The organism is Pseudactinotalea sp. Z1739, from assembly GCF_049725055.1.
Taxonomy (GTDB): Bacteria; Actinomycetota; Actinomycetes; order Actinomycetales; family Beutenbergiaceae; genus CALKWS01.
In genome coordinates, this window is sequence record NZ_JBMPQA010000009.1 from 108,124 (window position 1) to 126,175 (window position 18,052).

Here is an 18,052-nt window from a genome sequence, read left to right on the forward strand (position 1 = left end):
ACGGTCCTGGTCTCGCCGCAGCCGGACGCGACGGTACCGCCTTGCCCTTCAGTCAGTGTGGCTTCAGGTGGCGGCGTTGAAGTCCGCGTTGATCTTCAGGTCGTCGATCTCGCAGTCGTCGGTCTCGCAGAACGCCTCACCGATGGCGTCGATGGTCTCCATGTCGCCGTCGTAGATCGCATCGAGGAAGGCCGGGATGAGTTTCTTCGTGGCCGCCTCGTACTCCTCCCGGGTGATCTGGGTGTAGGGCATCTGCGGGTAGGTGAAGTTGCCCTGCGGCAGGAACGAGGCGGTCTTGAGCCGGCCGGCGTAGTCGGTCAGGATGTCCCCGATCTGGTCGCCCTCGGACTCGGGGTCGAATGACAGGGTCACCGAGACGGAGTTGTCCGACCAGTACTTCTGCGCCAGCGCGGCCAACTCGGCCTTCTCCCGCAGTGATACGTCCTTCTCGGAGCGGCGGGCTGCTGACTTGACCGGGAAGAAGATCACCGTGGTGCCGGTCGGGTCCTCGCTGGCCGGCTCCACCCGGTACCCGGCGGCCTGGAACAGGGTGACCAGCGGGTCCTCGTTGCGGAACCGGATCGCCCGGTCGAAGTAGGTCCCGCCCGGGGCCCAGTGCACCCCCGGGGAGACCCCGGCCACGATGGACACGGTCCCGCTGGGCTTGACGGTGGTGGTGCGGATGGACTCGCGCACGGCGAGCTTCTCGGACAACTCCGCGTCCCAGGACCGGACCGCCCGGTAACCCTCATCCATCCACTCGACCAGCACCTCGGTGCTGTGGTTGTCCACAAAGTCGGCGATGCCCGACATCGAGGTGCCCACCCGCCGGTTGCGCTGCATCACCGCGTTGGTGCGCTCCCAGTGGGTGGACAGCAGCGTGACGATCTTGCCGTAGAGGAAGGCGATCCTGAGGGTGGCCAGGAAGTCCTCCTTGGACTCCGCGCGGGAGGGGAAGGACTCCACCAGGGTGCAGCACTCGAAGGACTCCAGGGGCTGCTCGGCGCAGGGGTTGTAGCCCATCACCCGGTGGTCCTTGTGGTCGGCGGGGTCGGCCAGGCGCCCGTAGGCGCGGGTGGTGTCCAGCCAGATCACCCCGGGCTCACCGTTGCGGGAGATCGCCTCGGTGACGCCGGACAGGTCATCGCCGGAGTTGACCACCACGGAGTTGTTGCTCATCCAGGCCCAGCCAGGTGCCTGCGCGTCGTAGGAGTTGCGCTCGGGGAAGACCTCGGGGTTTTTCAGGTTGAGGAAGTCCGGGTCGTCCAGTTCCCCGAGCAGGATCTCGGCGGAGCGGCGCACGTTGCCGGCCACCACGCACACACCGATCAGGTTGCCGATGTCGGCGATGTCCCGGGTGGTCAGGGCCTGGCCGCCGCGGCCGTGCAGCACGCCCCGGATCGCGGTGTGCAGCCGGTGCAGCGGCGCCGGTCCCGCGGCGGTGCCGCCGAAGGTCCTGATCGGTGCGCCCTTGGGGCGGATCTGGGCGTAGTCCATCGCCGGGAGCTCGGTGCCCTTGAGGTAGGCGTCGATCACCATCGCGGTGGAGTCCACCCAGCCCTCGCGGGTGTCGGGGATGGTGAACACCGGGGTGCCGGCCTCCACCACCGGGCGCAGTGCGCGTCCGTCGGCGTCGATCTCCAGGCCGGTGGCCGAGTCGTGCACCGTGGGGTCTGCGATGGTGAAGCCCTTCTTGGCCCCGCGGGTGTCGAAGCCCACCCCGACCCCGAGCATCGAGGCCTCCATGAGGAACGTGAACGGCGCCGAGGGGTCCTGCTCGGTCATGTCCTCGGTGGACACGAACGCGCAGTTCTGCAGCGGAGCCGAGTTGCCCACCTCGTTGACCAGCGGGGTTCCCATCACCCACAGGCCCCGGCCCGGCGGGGTCCACTTGAGCTGGAACAGCCGCTCGTAGGCGTCCTGGGCCATCTCCTGCGCCTCCGCCTCGTCCCAGGGCAGGCGCTGGGAGGTGTAGTGGTCCTTGAGGATGGAGAACATGCCCTCGACCACCCGGCTGCACACCTCGTGCCAGCGTTCCTTGGTGCCGTCCTCCCGCTGGCGCGAGTAGGTACGCAGAAAGGTGATCTCACCCAGGGAGTTGCCGGCGGCGTCGGCATAGCCCCACGGCACCTGCCGGGTGGCGTAGGAGTCGACGAACGTGGACGGGAGCTGGAAGGAGAACATCAGGTGAGTTGCTTTCTTCGGTGTGGCTGGGACGCGGCTGGGGCGTGAACGACATCAATGTAATTCGCTGGATGACCAACACTACACCTAGTAGTCAGGGTTCGGAACGACCACCAGATCTTGTGTCCGGCGTGTCGGCGTGTTCTCCGTCGGCGTGTCGCACCACAGCGGCCGGAGCGGGTGCGAACCCGACCTGGCTGGCCCCCCGGCGCAGGGTGGCCAGCACCAGCGGACCGATCACCACGATGCCCACCACCGTGGTGATCGCGCGCCCGATCTCCCACACCAGTGAGGTGGTCACCGCATAGACGAGGAACCGCTGGATGTTCTCCCCCGCCGCCGCGCCGGGGACGAAGGAGAGTTCGGTGCCCAGGCCGAGCTGGAAGGGCCAGAAGGAGAAGTTCATCGCCAACCCGTACCCGACCGAGGCGATCACGGCGTACCCGGCGAGCATGGCGACCTCCCACCGTCCGCGCACCCCGCGGGGCAACAGACCCGCACCCATCGCCACCCAGGAGGCGGCCAGCATCTGGTAGGGCAACCAGGGCCCGACCCCGCCGGTGAGCAGCGCCGAGGCAAACAGCGTGGTGGAGCCCAGCGCGAACCCGAACCCGGGGCCCAGCACCCGCCCACCGAGCACCAACGGAAGGAAGACGGTCTCGATCCCGGCGGTGCCGCCGGCCAGGGGTCGTAGCACCACCCCCACGGCCGAGAGCAGGCCCAGCAGCGCGACCGCCTTCACCCCGATCCCCCCGTCGGCCAGCGCCACCAGCAGCACCACCAGCACCAGGCTCAGCACCAGACCGAGCGCGATCGGGACATGATCGACCTGGATGAATCCCTCGGTCATCACCAACGGCCAGCCGAAGATGACCAGGCCGACCGCGGTGGCGGCGGCCAGGACCACGAGGGTCCGGGGCCGCAGGGGCACAGCCGGGGCAGCGTCCGGACCCCGGCTCATGCCCGCGCCTCCAGTGCCCGGCGCACCTCGGCCACGGTCAGGTAGCCCAGCGGGTGCAGGATCTTCGCGGTCTGAGGCGCCAGGGTGGGCGAGGCGACCAGGATCTCCCGCGCCGGGCCATCGGCCACCACCTGTCCCTGCGCCAACGTCACCACCCGGTGGGCGCAGCGGGCCACGAACTCCACGTCGTGACTGGTCAGGACGACGCCGTGGCCGGCCCGGGCACGAGCGGTGAGCACCCGTGCCAGCGCTTCCTTGGCGCCGTAGTCCAGCCCGCGGGTCGGTTCGTCCAGAAGCAGCACCGGCGGGTCGGCGGCCAGTTGGACCGCGAGCGCCAGCGCCAGCCGTCCGCCCTCGGACAGGTCCGCGGGGTTCGTGGCCCGGTCCAGGCCGGGAGCGATCCGGTCGAGCAGGTCCGCGGCGGTACCGTCGGCCGCCCCGGCATCGGTGTCGGCTGCGGCGCATTCGGCGGCCACCGACTGGTGGTAGAGCAGGTGTGCCGGCGTCTGGGGCACCAGGGCCACGTGGCGGCGGGCCCGGGCCGGGGACAACGCTGCCGGGTCCGGTGTTCCCGCTGCGCGGAGCAGGTTCACCCGCCCGCCCGAGCGTGATCCGGTGCCCTGCAGGGCCCAGAGCAGGGAGGACTTGCCGGAGCCGTTGCGACCCATGACCGCCAGGACCTCACCGGCATGCAGGGTCAGGTCGAGGTCGTGCACCGCGGTGACGCCTCCGTAGGTGACGCTCAGGCCGCGCGCGCTCAGCAGCCCATGCCCGGGTGCACCGCCGGTTCCCGGTCCGCCTGCGTCGTCGTCGGTGGTCCTTGCCGGCCGCCGCGACCGGGGCGAGCCGGTGCTGCCGGGTTCCCGCGCGCCGTCGCCGTCCGGCGGCCCCAGCCGTGTGCGCAACGGCCCGGCACGCCGGCGCGCGTCCCGCACCGACAGCGGCACCGGGTCCCACCCCGCGAGGCGGCCCAGCTCCACCACCGGAGGCGCACTGTGACTGGCGGCCAGGACCGTCCCGGGGTCGCCGTAGGTGACCGTGCCATCGGGATGGACCTCGAGCACGGAGTCGGCGAACTGAATCACCCGCTCCAACCGGTGTTCGGCCAGCAGCACGGTCACGCCCAGGTCGTGCACCAACCGGGTCAGGGCCGCCAGCACGTCCTCGGCCGCGCCGGGGTCCAGCGCGGAGGTCGGCTCGTCGAGCACGAGGATCCGCGGTTGGGCCGTCATCACCGCGCCGATGGCCACCCGCTGCTGCTCCCCGCCGGACAACTCGGTCAGCGCCCGGTCCCGCAGCTGGGCCAGCGCGAGCAGGTCCAGGACCTCCTCGACCCGCTTGCGCATCACCGGGCGGGGCAGTCCGAGTTGTTCCAGGGCGAAGGCCAGTTCCTCCTCGACGGTATCGGTGACGAAGCCCAGCAGCGGGTCCTGGGTGACGACCCCGACCAGATCGGCCAGGTCGCGCGGAAGGTGTGTTTCGGTGTCCCGCCCGTCCACGAGTACCCGGCCGGTCAGCACGCCCCCGGTGAAGTGGGGCACGCGGGCGCAGGCGGCACCGAGCAGGCTGGACTTTCCCGCCCCGGTCGCACCGGTGACCAGGCACAGTTCCCCCTCGGGGATCGCCAGGTGCACATCGCGCAGCACCGGGGCGGTCGATCCCGGGTAGACCAGGCTGACCGATTCGAAGCGGATCATCGCCCACCCCGTCCCAGCAGCGCCGGCACCACCAGGAGGAGCGCTGCGGCGATGAGGCCGAGCGGAAGGCCCAGCCACGGCAGCGGGTCCGGGTGCGCCCGGTCACCGGCCAGAACGACGGCGAGGGCGGCCGACGCGCTACAGGCCACCACCGCGGTCTCCCGGATCCGCCACGGAGCCGCCCGGTACCGGGTGCGCCGGACCCGGCGGGAGGCGTGGGCGGTGGTCAGCACGCCCAGCACGGCCGCACCCGCCAGCACCGGCAGACCCAGCCAACCCGGCATCGTGGCGTCGAGCAGCCCGTAGGTGCCCACGCCGGCGAGCAGGACTGCCACCAGCAGGGCCAGGTTCAGCCCGGCCGAGGCCCGGGTGCGGGTGCGCGCGTAGCCACGGGAGTCCATCGAGGCGGCCAGGGCGATCGCGCGATCCATCGCGTCGGCCAGCACCGGCCGCACGTAGCCCAGCACCACCCGGGGGCCGGAGCCCTCCACGCCCCGTAGCCGCCGGGCCCGCCGGACGGTGCGGGCCGAGGCGATGAGCTGGGGGGTGACCGTGACCGCGATGACCACCGCGGTGGACAGGTCGTGCAGCGCGCCGGGCAGGTGGCGCAGTACGTGCTTGGGGTTGGCCAGGGCGTTGGCGGCGCCGAAGCACACGATGATCGCGGCCAGGGCGATCGCCCCGGAGAACGCGTGCACCAGCCCGCGGGACTCGATCGGACCGAGCAGCGAGATGCCGCCGGCCCACTCCGGCAGCGGCAGTGCCGGCAGGGGCACCAGCACCGGCCCGCCGGTGCGGATGCCGAACAGCACATAGAAGCCCGACCGCAGCACGATGACCGCCGCGGCGATGATCAGGTACAGCCGGAAGATGCGGGTCCAGGGCGCCGCCGACCTGCGCCACAGCACCACCGCCACCACCGCACCGGTGAGCAGCAGGACCCCCACCGGATCGCCCGTGCGGGTCAGCGCGATCACCGCCGCCCCGGCCCAGGCCCACCAGGCCAGCGGGTGCAGTTCCGGGACCCGGGGGCGCACCAGCGGGGTGGGAGGGGCCGGGGCCACGGCGGTCATCGGCTCAGGGCCGCCGGCGGTACAGCCAGACGGCGGTCACGATCGCGAGCACGAGCACGGCGAGCGCCAGCACCACCCAGATGGTGGTGCCGGCCCAGGCCGTGCCGTCGTCGGTGGTGTCGTCGGTGGTGTCGTCGTCGGCCGCACCATCGTCCGCGGCGGCTTCGTCCGACCCCGGTGCAGCGTCGTCGTCCTCCCCGCCGTCCGCACCGTCGTCCGCGGGGGCGCCGGCCCCTGAGGCGCTCTCCTCGAGTGCGTCCTGCGGTGTGATCTGGGGCCCGGCGGTCCCGTCGTGGTAGCGCCAGCCGTCGATGTCCCCGGGTGCGGGATCGGTGCCATCGGCACCGGCGGTGTGCGCGACCCACTCCCCCGATGTACCGGTCCAGTAGGACCAGAAGGAGCCGTCGAAATCCTCCGGGCACGGGTCGGGCATCGCGTCGATCGCGCAGACCATCCCCGGTGTCGAGTCGGTGGCGGTGAAGCCGGCACCCTCCAGCGCCTCGCGACCGTTAGCGGGGTCCCCCGGGGCGAAGCCGACCTCGATCGTCCCGCCCAGGTCGGTGAAGTCCACCACCACGGTGACCCCGTCCGCACCGGGCGCGGCGTCGGCGGCCGCCGGGGCATCGAGTGCGGCCGGTGCGAGCACGAGGACGGCGGCGGCGGTGAGCGCGAGCGCGAGCCTGCGCCGGGGGCGGGTGCGTAGGGAGGACATCGGACGCCTTTCTGGCGGTCACGGCAGGGTCCTCGGCCCGCCGGGTGCGCGTGCACCGCCGGCGCCTACGGACTCCCCTCCGCAGACCACGACGGACAGAGCCACTTCTTCCGGCCCAACCCAGGTGTTCCGACTGATCGGGATGTCCCGATTCACGGTTGCGGGTCAGTGCCGGAGTCACACCGGCTTCCCCTCGGCAGGGCCTGGTCCGACCATAGCCGCTTCACGCCGCCTGCGGAACGCCGGCACCAGCACCGGGTGGGCTCCGGCACGCCCCATCCGCCCGGGCGTCCCGTTCGGCCCCGGCAGCGCGAGGCCTTCCTGGCAGAGCCTGGTGGTGCCATGCTGAGGACATGGCGACGAAGATCTACACCAAGCGTGGCGATGACGGCTCCACCGGACGATTCCTGGGCGGGCGGGTGTCCAAGGCCGATCTGGTCGTGGAGACCAGCGGTGACGTCGATGAGGCGATCGCCGTGCTCGGGGTTGCCCGCGCCGGCTGCGAGGACGAGTCCATGGCCGGACTCATCCTGCACCTGCAGCGTGAGCTGTTCGTGCTCGGGGCCGATGTGGCCACCCACCCGGAGCGGCGTGACCGGCTCGAGGAGGGCGTGTCCTTGGTGACCGAGGCCATGGTCACAGCCCTGGAGGAGATCATCGACGAGCGCCTCACCGTGCGCCCGCTCGAGCCGGTCTTCCTGGTCCCGGGCACGACGACGACGTCGGCTCACCTGGACGTGGCGCGCACCGTGGTGCGCCGGGCCGAGCGGCACGCGGTCGCAGCGCTGGGGTCCGGGGCGGTCGTCGCCGAACCGGTGCTGCGCTACCTGAACCGGCTCTCCGACCTGCTGTACGTGCTCGCCCGGGACGCCAGCGGACCCGCATCCGAACCGGCCAGCCGGGGCTGAGGCGGGTACTCCCGGCGGCGGGCGGCTCCGGGAGGACTCCGTCATGAGCACCCGGCCACCAGCGGGTCCGGTGGATCCGCACCGGTCCCCCTGGGTGGCCCCGCCCCGGTCCGGGTGGCCCGCCCGATCCGGGTGGCCCCGCCCCGGTAGTGCTGATGTTCGAGCGACGGTCCGTGCTCAGGTCAGCACCACCGTGACCTCCTCGTTCCCGGACTCCAGCACCACCTCGGCCGTCGCGCCACCGGCTTCCACCTCGTAACGCCCGGCGAAGCCGCTGAGTTCCACCCGGCCCTGATCATCGGTGCGACCGGTGGTCGGCGTGAGCCACCAGTCCTCGCGGACCAGGGTCCGCAGCGCGTGGTAGGCGGGTTTGGGTGAGCCGTCGGCCCGGAGCAGGCCGGCCGGGGCCCCCAGCCAGGCATCCCCGCCGTCACCGATGCCCCAGTAGGTGACCGAGTCGACCGCGGGGTGGGCGACGAGCGCGGTGTAGTGGGCCACGATGTCGGCGGCCTGGCGCTCCTCGCCCTCGGGCGTGCTGGGCCAGTCGGGGACCCGGTGATCGTTGAGGTCCTCGATGTGCTCGGGCATGAGATCACCGGAGACCAGGGTGGTTTCGGTCCAGTGCAGCGGCAGGCCGAACCTGGCGAACCGGTCGCAGGTCTCGGTCAGGTACTCCTGGCCACGGAAACCCTGATGCATGTGGGACTGCAAGCCGATGGCGTCGATCTGGATCCCGGCCTCGAGGACCTGCTCGATCAGATGCTCGTACTCGGGTCCGAGGTCGAAGTCGTTGAGCACCAGGTGCGGGCGCACTCCGGCGCTGCGCGCCTCCTCCACGGCCAGGCGCACCATCTCCACCCGCCCTTTCTGCGCGCACAACCGCGAGATCGCGTTCGGCACACCATCGGGTTCATTGGTGAACCTGGGCATGATCACGACCTCGTTGATCGCGTCCCAGGAGTCGATCAGCCCCGCGAAGTGACCGACCTCCCGCCGGATCCGGCCCCGCAGCAGCTCCTCGGCCTCGGCCAGGGACAACTGATCCACCCATGGGGCCTTGACCGTGTGCCAGACCAGGGGGTGCCCCTTCAGACGGACCTCCCGCTCGGCGAACCACCGGGCCGCGCGCAGCAACGCCTCGCGCCGGGTGTGGCCCCGCTGTGGTTCGTACCGCCCCCAGTAGAAGGGCAACGTCGCGGTGTCGAAGAGATTGAGCCAGAGGTCCTGGTAGGGAGGGTCCGCATCGGCCACCTCGAAGGCGGCGCAGCCGAACCCGAATGCGTGCTGCCGTTGCTGGAGCCGGACCTCGCGCCGGGTGAGGGGGGTGCCGTCCGCTTCGGTGAGGCGAAGCATCGTGGTGGTTCTGCGGTGGTCCACGGAGACGGCGGCGCTGTCTCGTTGGTCGAGGGACATCGGGTTTCCTTTCGATGGCATGGCGGACGGGGCGAGCGTGGCCGGCAGGAGGGCATGGCGGACGGGGCGGGCGTGGCGGGCGGGGGGGCGTGGCGGACGGGGGCGGACGGTGACGGGCGGTGGCGGACGGCCCGTGCACCGGACCGGGTGCCGCTGGTGGACCGCCTCTCAGCCCTTGATCGAGCCGAGCATGATGCCGGAGACGAAATAGCGCTGCACGAACGGGTAGACGCACACGATCGGGATGATCGTCAGGATCATCGTCACCGCCTGGATGTTGGCCGAGATCGCCGCGGTGGTACTGCCCGCCATTGCCGCCCCCTCACTCGTTGCCGAGGATGCTCCCGCGATGAGGTTACGCAGGAACAAGGTCACCGGGAACAGGTCCTGCCGGTCCAGGTAGAGGAAGGCGGCGAACCAGTCGTTCCAGAGCGCCACCGAGTAGAACAGCGTCATCGTGGCCAGGACCGCCTTGGACAGCGGAAGCACGATACGGGTGAAGATCCCGAACCAGCCCAGCCCATCGATCTGTGCGGCCTCGTCGAGTTCGGTGGGTTGGTTCTCGAAGAAGGACTTCATCACCAGCAGGTTGAACACCGAGATGGCACCGGGGATCACCATCGCCCACATGGTGTTCTTCATCCCCAGCGCCGTGATGAGCACGTAGTTGGGGATGATGCCCCCGTTGAAGAACATCGTGAAGATCGTGAGTCCGATCAGGAAGTTCCGGCCGCGCAGGTGCTTCTTGGAGAGCACGTAGGCGAACACGGTCGTCAACGCCATCGCGATGGTGGTGCCCACCACGGTGTACACCACCGTGTTGCGGTAGGAGTTCCAGAACAGGTCGTTCTGAGCCACCGCCCGGTAGGTGTCGGTGTTGAATCCGACCGGCCAGAAACTCACCATCCCGGCGTTGACCGCACCGGCACTGGAGAAGGACTGTGCGAGCACGGTGATGAACGGGTACAGCATCAGCATGGAGATCAGGATCAGCACACCGTTGTTGGCCCAGGTGAAGATCCGGTACGCACGGGTGTCGCTGGGACCGACCGGCTTTCCGGACCCGCTCGGTGTGGCTGTGATCGCGCGCTGGGTCACCACAGGCTTGCTCCTACCAGTCGACGGGATATGAGGTTCGCGCTGACGACCATGACCAAGCCGATGATCGCCTGGAACAGCCCGATCGCAGCGGCATAACTGAAATTGCTGGAGACCAGGCCGACGCGGTAGAGATAGGTGGAGATGACGTCGGCAGTGGAATAGGTCAACGGGTTGTAGAGCAGGAGCACCTTCTCGAACCCGACGTTGAGGAACGTGCCGATGTTGAGGATCAGCAGGGTGACCATCATCGGGCGGATCCCGGGCAGGGTCACGTGCCAGGTCTGCCGGAGCCGGTTCGCCCCGTCGATCCGCGCCGCTTCGTACAGGGAGGAATCGACCGTGGTCAGCGCGGCCAGGTACAGGATCGTGCCCCACCCCACGGTCTGCCAGACCTCGGAGCCGACGTAGATGGTGCGGAACCACTCCGCCCGTTGCAGGAACGGGATGGCCTCACCGCCGAACGCCTCGATCACCTGGTTCACGGTGCCCTGCACGGAGAGCAGCTGCATCACCATGCCCACCACGATCACCACCGAGAGGAAGTGCGGCAGGTAGGAGATCGACTGGATCACCCGTTTGAAGGTGCGCTTGCGAACCTCGTTGAGCATCAGCGCCAGCACGATCGGCAGCGGGAAGCACACCACCAGCGTGAGCAGCCCGAGGATCGCGGTGTTGGCGAAGACGTTCCAGAAGTTGGGATCGGCGATGAACATGCGTACGTACTGCAGGCCCACCCACTCGTCCCCGAGGATGCTGCCCCCGGGCCGGAACCGGCGGAAGGCGATGGCGTTGCCCACCATCGGCATGTACCGGAAGATCAGCAGGAAGATCACGGGCACCAGGGCCATGGCGTACAGCACCCAGTCGCGCCGGAGTGCCTTGCGCCAGGGCACCTTCGTGGACTTCTTCGTCGGCGCCAGCCAGGACCGTGGTCCGCGCCGGGGACGCCACGAGCGTTCCTGTCCCACCGGTGCTCCGTCGCCCACCAGCACCTCGCCGCCGGGTGCCGGGCCGGCTGTGCGAACTGAACTCATCTGTTAGTCCTTCACCAGAGTTGACCGAGCTCGATGGGCCGGCGGCGTGGTGCCGCCGGCCCACCGGCAAACGGTGCGTGTCAGCCCCCGTTCTCGGCGTTCTCGCGGGCCTCGTTGACCAGGTCCTCGTAACTGGAGAGCCCCTGGGACTCCAACTGGCCCAGGAACGCGTCCCACTCGGACAGGTCGCGCTGGCCGATGATGAACGCCAGGGTCGCGGTGTCCACGGTGTCCTTCAAGGGGGTACCCCACAGCGCGGCCTGCTCCAGCTGCGCCTCGGTCAGCGGGGCGTTCGGGAACGGGTCGCGTGGGGTGCGGGTGGACAGCACCGTGTCGATGTAGTCCACGAACTCCGGGGCGTTGTAGGACTCCTTCAGCGCCCGGGACTCGGTCGAGCCGGCGAGCACGTCGTTGCTGAAGCCGAGGTCGCCGATGTCGGTCTCGGCGCCGACGTTGATGTTGAAGGACTCCAAGGAGTACTCGGGGTTCAGCGTGATGGTGCCGTCGTCGTCCTTGGTGTAGTGCTCACCCTCGACGCCCCACTGCAGCATCTCGCGGGCCTCGGGGTTGTAGTACAGCCAGTCGACGAAGTGCAACAGGTCGCAGAAGTTCTCATCCTCGGCCGCGTGTGAGGACAGCATGAACCCGTTCCAGAAGTTGCGCGGCTCCACGACTTGCCCGGCGGGGCCGCCGGGCGGGGCGACCTGGGTGAGTTCGTAGTCGGTGACGCCGGCCGCATCGAGGGCTTGGGCGAACTCCTGCACGGTGCCGGAGGCACCCGAGGCAGCGAACACCTGCTCCGATGCGAACTTCTCCGTGACCGTGCCCATGCCGTCGTTGGCGTCGGTCAGCGACTCGGTGTCCAGCAGCCCGTCGTCGGCCAGGCCGTGGAAGTAGGTGACCATCTCCCGGTATCCGTCGGTGGTGGGAGCGTAGACGAACTCATCGGCGTCCTCGTCGAACCACATCCCGGTGCCGAACCCCCAGCCCGCTACGGTCCCGAAGGCGTGCGAGGCGTAGTTCCACATCGAGTGGCCCTCGAATCCGTCAGCGAGGGGCTGGCTGTCCGGGTAGGCCTCCTTGATCAGTTCCAGACCCTCGCGCAGGTCCTCCCAGGTCTCCGGTGCCGGGGCGCCCACCTCGTCGAAGATGTCCTGGCGGATGATGAGGGTGAAGACCGGGACGGAGACCTCCTGCAGCCCCGGCGTCATGTAGTACCTGCCGTCGGCCTGGCGCAGGTTCTCCACCATGTCTTCCAGTTCCCACTCCTGCACGTACTTGGTGAAGTTGGGCATGTAGTCGGAGTAGTCGCTCAACGGGACCACGGCACCGGAGGCCGCGTACTGGCGCTCGTCGCCGGTGTAGATGAGTGGGATGATCTGCGGCGCGTCACCGGCGCTGATCAACAGGCTGCGCCGCTCCTCGGCGTCACTGAAGGACATGTTGGTCAGTTCCAGCGTCACGTTCGTGCGCTCGGCGATCTCATCGAAGAGGATCCAGTCGTCGGTGATCGGGTTCTCCGGCCAGTCGGTCCACAGCATGGAGAAGGTGACCGGCTCGGCGGCACTCCATTGCTCGTCGGCAACGCTCTCCGAGGAGCACTGAAGTCCGCCCGCGGCGGCCCCGGTGCCCTCGGCACCCTCTCCGCTTCCCGGATCGGACGTGGCGTCGCCGTTCCCACCGCCGCACGCGGCCAGCCCGAGAACCGCGGCCAGGGTTGCGGCGCCGACTGCACTCACGCGCTTGCGCCGAAACGATGTTGCCTCTGATGACATCTGTCTCCCTCTCCTTCGAGTCAGGACCGCGGACAAGGGCCCGGGGGCCTGGTATGGAATGCCGGATCGGGCAAGCCTCGATCCGGCGGTCTCCGGCACCTGCGCCGGTGACGTTCTGTACGGCGTCGATTCTGCGCGCGTTCGGTAGCCCTCTCTCGCATCGTTGGGATCGCACGTGATTAATCGATCAAGCACGTAGAGTGTGGCATGAGGGGGCGCCGCCGTCAATGCGCCTCGAAAAATCTGCGACAATCGGCGCTCGGAGGTTCACCATGGTCACCATGAGCGATATCGCTCAGCGCACCGGCGTTACGGTGGCGACCGTCTCGAACGCGTTGACCAACCGCGGCCGGGTGTCCCCCGAGACCCGCGCCAGGATCCACCTGGTCGCCGAGGAACTCGGGTACCAGGTCAACCTGACCGCTCGCCATCTCCGGGTCGGGCGGTCGAACGCGATCGCCTTCATCGCGCCGAGTTTCCATGACTACTTCAGTGACATCGCTGATGAGTTGGCCATCCACGTCGAGGCCACCGGCCGGCATCTGGTGCTGGAACGCACCAGCGCGCGCACCGAGAGCGAGCTGGAAGCGGTCGCCCTGCCCCGGCTGCGGATGTTCGACGGCGTGGTGCTGTCCACCGTCGGCCTCAGCCATGAGGACATCGAGAAGGCCCGGCACCGGGTTCCACTGGTGCTGCTCGGTGAGCGGACGATGCCGAGGTCGGTCGATCACATCCGGCTCGCCAACGAGGACGGCGCCCGGCTGGCCACCGCACACATGCTCGCCAACGGCGCGCGCCGCGTCATCGTGCTGGGCGGTTCGGCGCAGGAGGACGCCGGGATCTCCTCCTCCCGGCGGGCCGGTTGGGAGGCCGCCCATGCCGAGGCCGGTCTCGCCGTCGACCCCCGGTTGATCGTGCCGTTGGGCGACTACACGATGCACGACGCCCGGGAGGCGATGCGCGGCGTGCTCGGTGAGGGCCTGGCCTTCGACGCGGTCTTCGCCGTCACGGACATGCTCGCGCTCGGGGCGATGTCGGCGCTTTGGGAGCACGGCGTGAGCATTCCCGACCGTGCACAGGTGGCCGGCTTCGACAACCTCGCGATCTCGGACTACCTACATCCGGGCCTGACCAGCATCGACGCCAACCACGAGTTCGTCACCGGTGAGGCGATGCGCCTCCTGGAGCAGCGCATCGCCGGGGACGAGGTGCCCGCGGAACACATCGTCAGCCCGGTCTCCCTGGTGGTGCGTGGCTCCACCCGGTGACGGCCCTGTTGCGGTCGCAGGACCCGGGCCGGTGGCTACCCGGCGCGGCGGTCAGCCCAGCCCTGTTGGGGGCGTGCCCGCACCCAGGAGCCGCCGGTAGACCCGCTCCCAGCCTTGCGCGGTGGCCCGCCAGGTGCGCCTCAGCGCCAGTTCGCGACCGTGTTGTCCCAGCGCGGCAGCGCGGTCCGGATCGGTGAGCATCCCTGCGATCGCGTCGGCCCAGTGCTGCGGGTCGCGGCTGGGCACGATCAGGCCGGTGACGCCGTCGTGGACCGCCTCGCGCAGCCCCCCGGCGCCGGAGGCGATCACCGGGACCCCGCAGGCCGAGGCCTCCAGCGCGGTGAGCCCGTAGCTCTCGGAGTGCGAGGGCACCAGCACCGCGCGAGCGGTGGCGAAGCAGCGTGCGAGCCGGGCCCGGGCGACCGCGCCGTTGAACTGCAACCGGGTCGCCACGCCGAGCTCGGCGGCGAGGGCCCGCAACTCCTCGTCATAGCCGGGGTAGGCGCCCGAGGGGGCTCCGAGCACGTGCAGGTCCGGTCGGATCTGCGCAGGCAGCAGTGCCAGGGCGCGGATCGCCAGGTCCACGCCCTTGAGCGGCTCGAGGCGGGCCGCCAGCACCAGTGTGGAGCGAGGCTCGCCCTCGATGGGGTGGAACAGATCCACATCCACCCCCGGCGGCACCACGAACACCCGCTCGCCGCCGGCGCCCAGGCGGCCGGTGACCGTGGCGGCCTCGGCGTGGCTGACCGCGAGCACGGCGTCGCTGGTCTTTGCGAGGTGACGTTCACCGTCGATCCTCCCGGGACCCTCCGGTGGTTCACCCTCACCGAGCGGACGCCCGTTGGGCGCGGCGATGGAGTGGTAGGTCTGCACGTGCGGGCGGCCATGGTCGACGGCGAGGGGCTGGGCGGCCATCCCGGAGAACCAGTGGTGGGAGTGCACGATGTCCCAGTCGCTCCACTGCGCGGCCAGCGCCGCACCGAAGGGGGCGATGAAGTCCTCGTGCTCACGTTTGCCGGCCGGGGCGGGCGGGCCGGCGCTGAGGTGATGGACCACCACGCCGCTGGGTAGCTCGAGGCGGTCCGGGAGATCCGCGGCGGCCCGTCGGGTGAAGATCTCCACCTGGTGTCCCAGGCCCGCGAGCGCGTCGGCGCTGTGCCGCAGCATCACGTTCATGCCCCCGGCGTCGCCGGACCCGACGTCGGCCAACGGCGAGGTGTGCAGGCTGATCAGCGCAAGCCGCAGCGCTCCGGACGGCATGTGTTCAGATTATGCCTGCCACCACGGCTTCGGCCCAATCGGGGCGGTTCCACAGACCTCCGGTCTGCCTCGCGGGTCCACGTGGGAGCAGAACGAGAAGGCCGGATCCACGTGGATCCGGCCTTCTCGAGGGGTGGAGGTGGCGGGAATTGAACCCGCGTCCGACAGTGAAGACCCAGGGCTTCTCCGAGTGCAGTCTGCTATCGATTTTCTCGGCCCCAGCGCTCACGCAGACAAGTCGCTGACAGGCCCAGTCACCTGAGTGTCCCAGTAGCCCCGGTGACGAGGACTACCAGCAGTGGCTCTCTAGTCGACGCCAGGATCCGGGACGAGAGCTAGCCCGGGCTGACGGACTTCAGGACTCGCTCAGGCGGCGAGTGCGAAGTCGGTGCGCTTGGAATCAGCACCTATTGGTTTGCAAGGAGCGTTGACGAGATGACCTTGCATCCTCGACTCGCTTCCCCTGGAACGACAACCGTCGTCGAAACCGATCACCCCCTGTGGAATTGTTCTGCACCGACCAGTGCGCAAGCGCGGGCCAGCGGCACCAGTCTAGAGGGATAACCACGCCGGCGGCGAACCTATTCCCGCGCAGCGCGGGCCCCTGGCGGGACTACCAACCCCCGCCGCCACCGCCGCCGACGCCGCCACCGGCGAACCCACCTCCGCCGGAGAAGGCGGAACCTCCGGTGCCGGCGGAGACCACGGCCGCGTCGGCGGCCGAGGAGAAGGAGGCCATCGACGCACCGAGGGCACCGGCCCAGGACGCCGAGCCCAGAGCCGGCCCGGAGTACCAATCCGGCTCGGGCACCTGCCCGCCGCTGCGGGCGACGTCCTCGAACACCTTTGCCCAGCGCTCGGTCACCTCGAAGGCGATCGCGAAGGGCAGGTAGCGGGAGAAGATGTCCTCCCCCTCCTCGAACCGCAACTGGTTCGCCTCCGCGGTCTCCAGGTACTTCTTGAAGCCCAGCGACTGCACCAGCACCGCGGTTCCGGACGCCGTGCGCGCGGGGGCGTAGGAGGCGGCTACGGCCACCGCGACCGCGGTGGCGATGACCGGGAGCCCCAGCACGCCCAGTCCGAGGGTGAAGGCCAGGACGAGGCCGAGCACGACTCCGGCGACGAAGAGGCCGATGGCGGCCAACCACCAGCGCGTGCGCACCTGGGCCGGGGAGGTGCGGAACCAGCCGCGCTCGGTCACCTCCGCGTACAGGTCCTGCTGCAACTGCGAGCGCATCGCGGAGAACTCCCCGGCGATCTCCCGCAACTCCACCGTGCGCTCCTGGCCGGGGAAGAGGGTCGCGAGTACGTCGCGCTCGTAGTCGAGCAGATCCGGATGGTCCAACTCGGGGGCACGCTCGGGGCGGATGAGGCGCCACTGCTGGGCCTCGTCGTCGCCGGTGTACTCCTCGATCCGGAAGTATCCACGCACGGCCAGGTCCACGATGGTGGCGGTCACATCGTGGGGATCGGCGACCTCATCGGCCAGGGTGCCCATCTCCCCCGGGCGCACCCCTGCCGGCGGCTGGAACTGCACCGCGATCGGGCCGCCGCGGCGCGGACCCACGGCCTCGTCGTCGGGCTCGGTTGCGGTTACGCCGGGGGCAGTCGCGGCAGCCCCGGCAGCCCCGGCAGCCCCGGCAGCCCCGGCAGCCCCGGCAGCCCCGGCAGCATCGTGATGGCGGGCACCGTCATCACGGGTACCGCCATCGCCGCCATCGTCACCCAGGCGGGCGGTGCCACCGGTGCGTGCCGGGGTGAGGCCGGGCGTCACGCCCAGGTACTGCTCATCGCGTCCGCGCCCGCGTGCCACGAGCACCACGAGGCCGACGCCGAACAGAGTGGCCCCGGCCGCACCCAGCCCGGTGGCCCGGGTCAGTCCGATCGTGTTGGCGAAGGTGTGCCGGGTGGTCAGGATCGGCTGGGCGCCGCCGAAGGTGTCGGCGGGAAACTGCACCGCCACCGACATCGGCTGACCGGGATGCAACAGTCCCTGATGCAGTTCGGCACCCTCGGAGCCGACCACCGTGGCCGAGCACTCCACGTCCGCGCCAGGGTCCCCGGCCCAGCAGGCTGCCTCCTCGGGCGCTTCGGCGGCGGACACGGTGATGCGGATCTGCGCGAGTGGCACCTCGAAGTCCTGGCCGATCACCTGCCAGTAGATCTCGTCCTGCCCCTGGTCCCCCACCCCGGAGACCGCGATCCCCTCCACCCGATAGGTCATTGTGTAGCGCTGCAGGCCGGTGATCTCGACGTCCTCATCACCGATGTAGACCGCGACGGCGTTGTCGGCGTCCTCCACCCGCACGTCAGCGGGAGCCCCCGAGGGCGAGGTGGCCTCGAAGCCGGAGTACTCCAGCACCCGGTAGTGGTCCGGGTCGTCGTCGATGGGTTGGCGGTCCACGAAGGTCAGATAGGGACCGTGGGCCTCCTCGGCACCGAAGTCGAACTCGAGATCGACCTGCACCTGCGCCACGCCGTCGGCATCGAACTGGGCATCGATCTCGTAGCGCGTGATGGACCACTCGTCCTCGGCGGCGTGGGCCGGCGGCGCGAACAGAGCCGGGAGGGCAAGCACGGCGGCGCCCAGCAGGGCGAGGATCCACACGCGCGCCGGACCACGGCCGGCCGGACGTGACAGAGCAGCCGGCGTCACGGCGTCGGGC

At 70.1% G+C, this 18,052-nt stretch carries 13 protein-coding genes, 1 other RNA gene and 1 riboswitch; of the genes, 2 read left to right on the forward strand and 12 right to left on the reverse strand.

Annotated elements, in window-relative coordinates; genetic code table 11:
- Window positions 1-63 precede the first annotated feature (63 nt).
- The 5 genes from nrdJ to ACO0LV_RS12960 all read right to left on the reverse strand — a co-directional run bounded on the left by nrdJ (window position 64) and on the right by ACO0LV_RS12960 (window position 6,627).
- Window positions 64-2,184 carry a ribonucleoside-triphosphate reductase, adenosylcobalamin-dependent gene (gene nrdJ, locus ACO0LV_RS12940; protein ID WP_424788322.1) on the reverse strand — a complete coding sequence of 707 codons (2,121 nt, stop codon included), beginning with the start codon at window positions 2,182-2,184 and terminating at the stop codon, window positions 64-66.
- A 94-nt stretch (window positions 2,185-2,278) separates the two neighbouring features.
- On the reverse strand, window positions 2,279-3,145 hold the full coding sequence (locus ACO0LV_RS12945; RefSeq protein ID WP_424788323.1) for an ECF transporter S component: 867 nt from the start codon (window positions 3,143-3,145) through the stop codon (window positions 2,279-2,281).
- Complete coding sequence (locus ACO0LV_RS12950) at window positions 3,142-4,842, reverse strand: ABC transporter ATP-binding protein (RefSeq protein ID WP_424788324.1); 1,701 nt, start codon at window positions 4,840-4,842, stop codon at window positions 3,142-3,144. Before ACO0LV_RS12950 ends, ACO0LV_RS12945 begins: the two co-directional genes overlap by 4 nt.
- The gene (locus tag ACO0LV_RS12955; protein ID WP_424788325.1) at window positions 4,839-5,915 is read right to left on the reverse strand and encodes a CbiQ family ECF transporter T component; all 1,077 of its coding nucleotides are present in this window, start codon (window positions 5,913-5,915) and stop codon (window positions 4,839-4,841) included. The genes ACO0LV_RS12950 and ACO0LV_RS12955 overlap by 4 nt, the downstream gene beginning before the upstream one ends.
- Before the next feature lie 4 nt (window positions 5,916-5,919).
- Window positions 5,920-6,627, reverse strand: coding sequence for a hypothetical protein (locus ACO0LV_RS12960; RefSeq protein ID WP_424788326.1), 708 nt, complete (start codon window positions 6,625-6,627; stop codon window positions 5,920-5,922).
- A gap of 123 nt (window positions 6,628-6,750) precedes the next feature.
- Window positions 6,751-6,819, reverse strand: a riboswitch (cobalamin riboswitch).
- A 161-nt stretch (window positions 6,820-6,980) separates the two neighbouring features.
- Here ACO0LV_RS12960 and ACO0LV_RS12965 point away from each other — a divergent pair.
- Window positions 6,981-7,535 carry a cob(I)yrinic acid a,c-diamide adenosyltransferase gene (locus tag ACO0LV_RS12965; protein ID WP_424788327.1) on the forward strand — a complete coding sequence of 185 codons (555 nt, stop codon included), beginning with the start codon at window positions 6,981-6,983 and terminating at the stop codon, window positions 7,533-7,535.
- A 177-nt stretch (window positions 7,536-7,712) separates the two neighbouring features.
- On the opposite strand, the gene ACO0LV_RS12970 is transcribed toward ACO0LV_RS12965, so the two are convergent.
- The 4 genes from ACO0LV_RS12970 to ACO0LV_RS12985 form a co-directional block, all read right to left on the reverse strand.
- Window positions 7,713-8,948, reverse strand: coding sequence for an endo-1,4-beta-xylanase (locus ACO0LV_RS12970; RefSeq protein ID WP_424788328.1), 1,236 nt, complete (start codon window positions 8,946-8,948; stop codon window positions 7,713-7,715).
- Between the two features lie 168 nt (window positions 8,949-9,116).
- Window positions 9,117-10,046: a carbohydrate ABC transporter permease gene (locus ACO0LV_RS12975; protein ID WP_424788371.1), complete on the reverse strand. Its 930-nt coding sequence runs from the start codon at window positions 10,044-10,046 to the stop codon at window positions 9,117-9,119.
- The gene (locus ACO0LV_RS12980) at window positions 10,043-11,083 is read right to left on the reverse strand and encodes an ABC transporter permease (RefSeq protein WP_424788329.1); all 1,041 of its coding nucleotides are present in this window, start codon (window positions 11,081-11,083) and stop codon (window positions 10,043-10,045) included. The genes ACO0LV_RS12975 and ACO0LV_RS12980 overlap by 4 nt, the downstream gene beginning before the upstream one ends.
- An 80-nt stretch (window positions 11,084-11,163) precedes the next feature.
- Window positions 11,164-12,822: an extracellular solute-binding protein gene (locus ACO0LV_RS12985; protein ID WP_424788330.1), complete on the reverse strand. Its 1,659-nt coding sequence runs from the start codon at window positions 12,820-12,822 to the stop codon at window positions 11,164-11,166.
- A 317-nt stretch (window positions 12,823-13,139) separates the two neighbouring features.
- Between ACO0LV_RS12985 and ACO0LV_RS12990 the strand changes: the two genes are divergently transcribed.
- A complete protein-coding gene (locus ACO0LV_RS12990) occupies window positions 13,140-14,126 on the forward strand; it encodes a LacI family DNA-binding transcriptional regulator (protein WP_424788331.1) in 987 nt (328 codons plus the stop codon).
- A 51-nt stretch (window positions 14,127-14,177) separates the two neighbouring features.
- Here ACO0LV_RS12990 and ACO0LV_RS12995 read toward each other — a convergent pair whose 3' ends face one another.
- The 3 genes from ACO0LV_RS12995 to ACO0LV_RS13005 all read right to left on the reverse strand — a co-directional run bounded on the left by ACO0LV_RS12995 (window position 14,178) and on the right by ACO0LV_RS13005 (window position 17,994).
- A complete protein-coding gene (locus ACO0LV_RS12995; protein WP_424788332.1) occupies window positions 14,178-15,386 on the reverse strand; it encodes a glycosyltransferase in 1,209 nt (402 codons plus the stop codon).
- 131 nt (window positions 15,387-15,517) lie between these two features.
- Window positions 15,518-15,885: a transfer-messenger RNA gene (gene ssrA, locus ACO0LV_RS13000) on the reverse strand.
- 114 nt (window positions 15,886-15,999) lie between these two features.
- Window positions 16,000-17,994 carry a DUF2207 domain-containing protein gene (locus ACO0LV_RS13005; RefSeq protein ID WP_424788333.1) on the reverse strand — a complete coding sequence of 665 codons (1,995 nt, stop codon included), beginning with the start codon at window positions 17,992-17,994 and terminating at the stop codon, window positions 16,000-16,002.
- Between the last annotated feature and the right edge of the window lie 58 nt (window positions 17,995-18,052).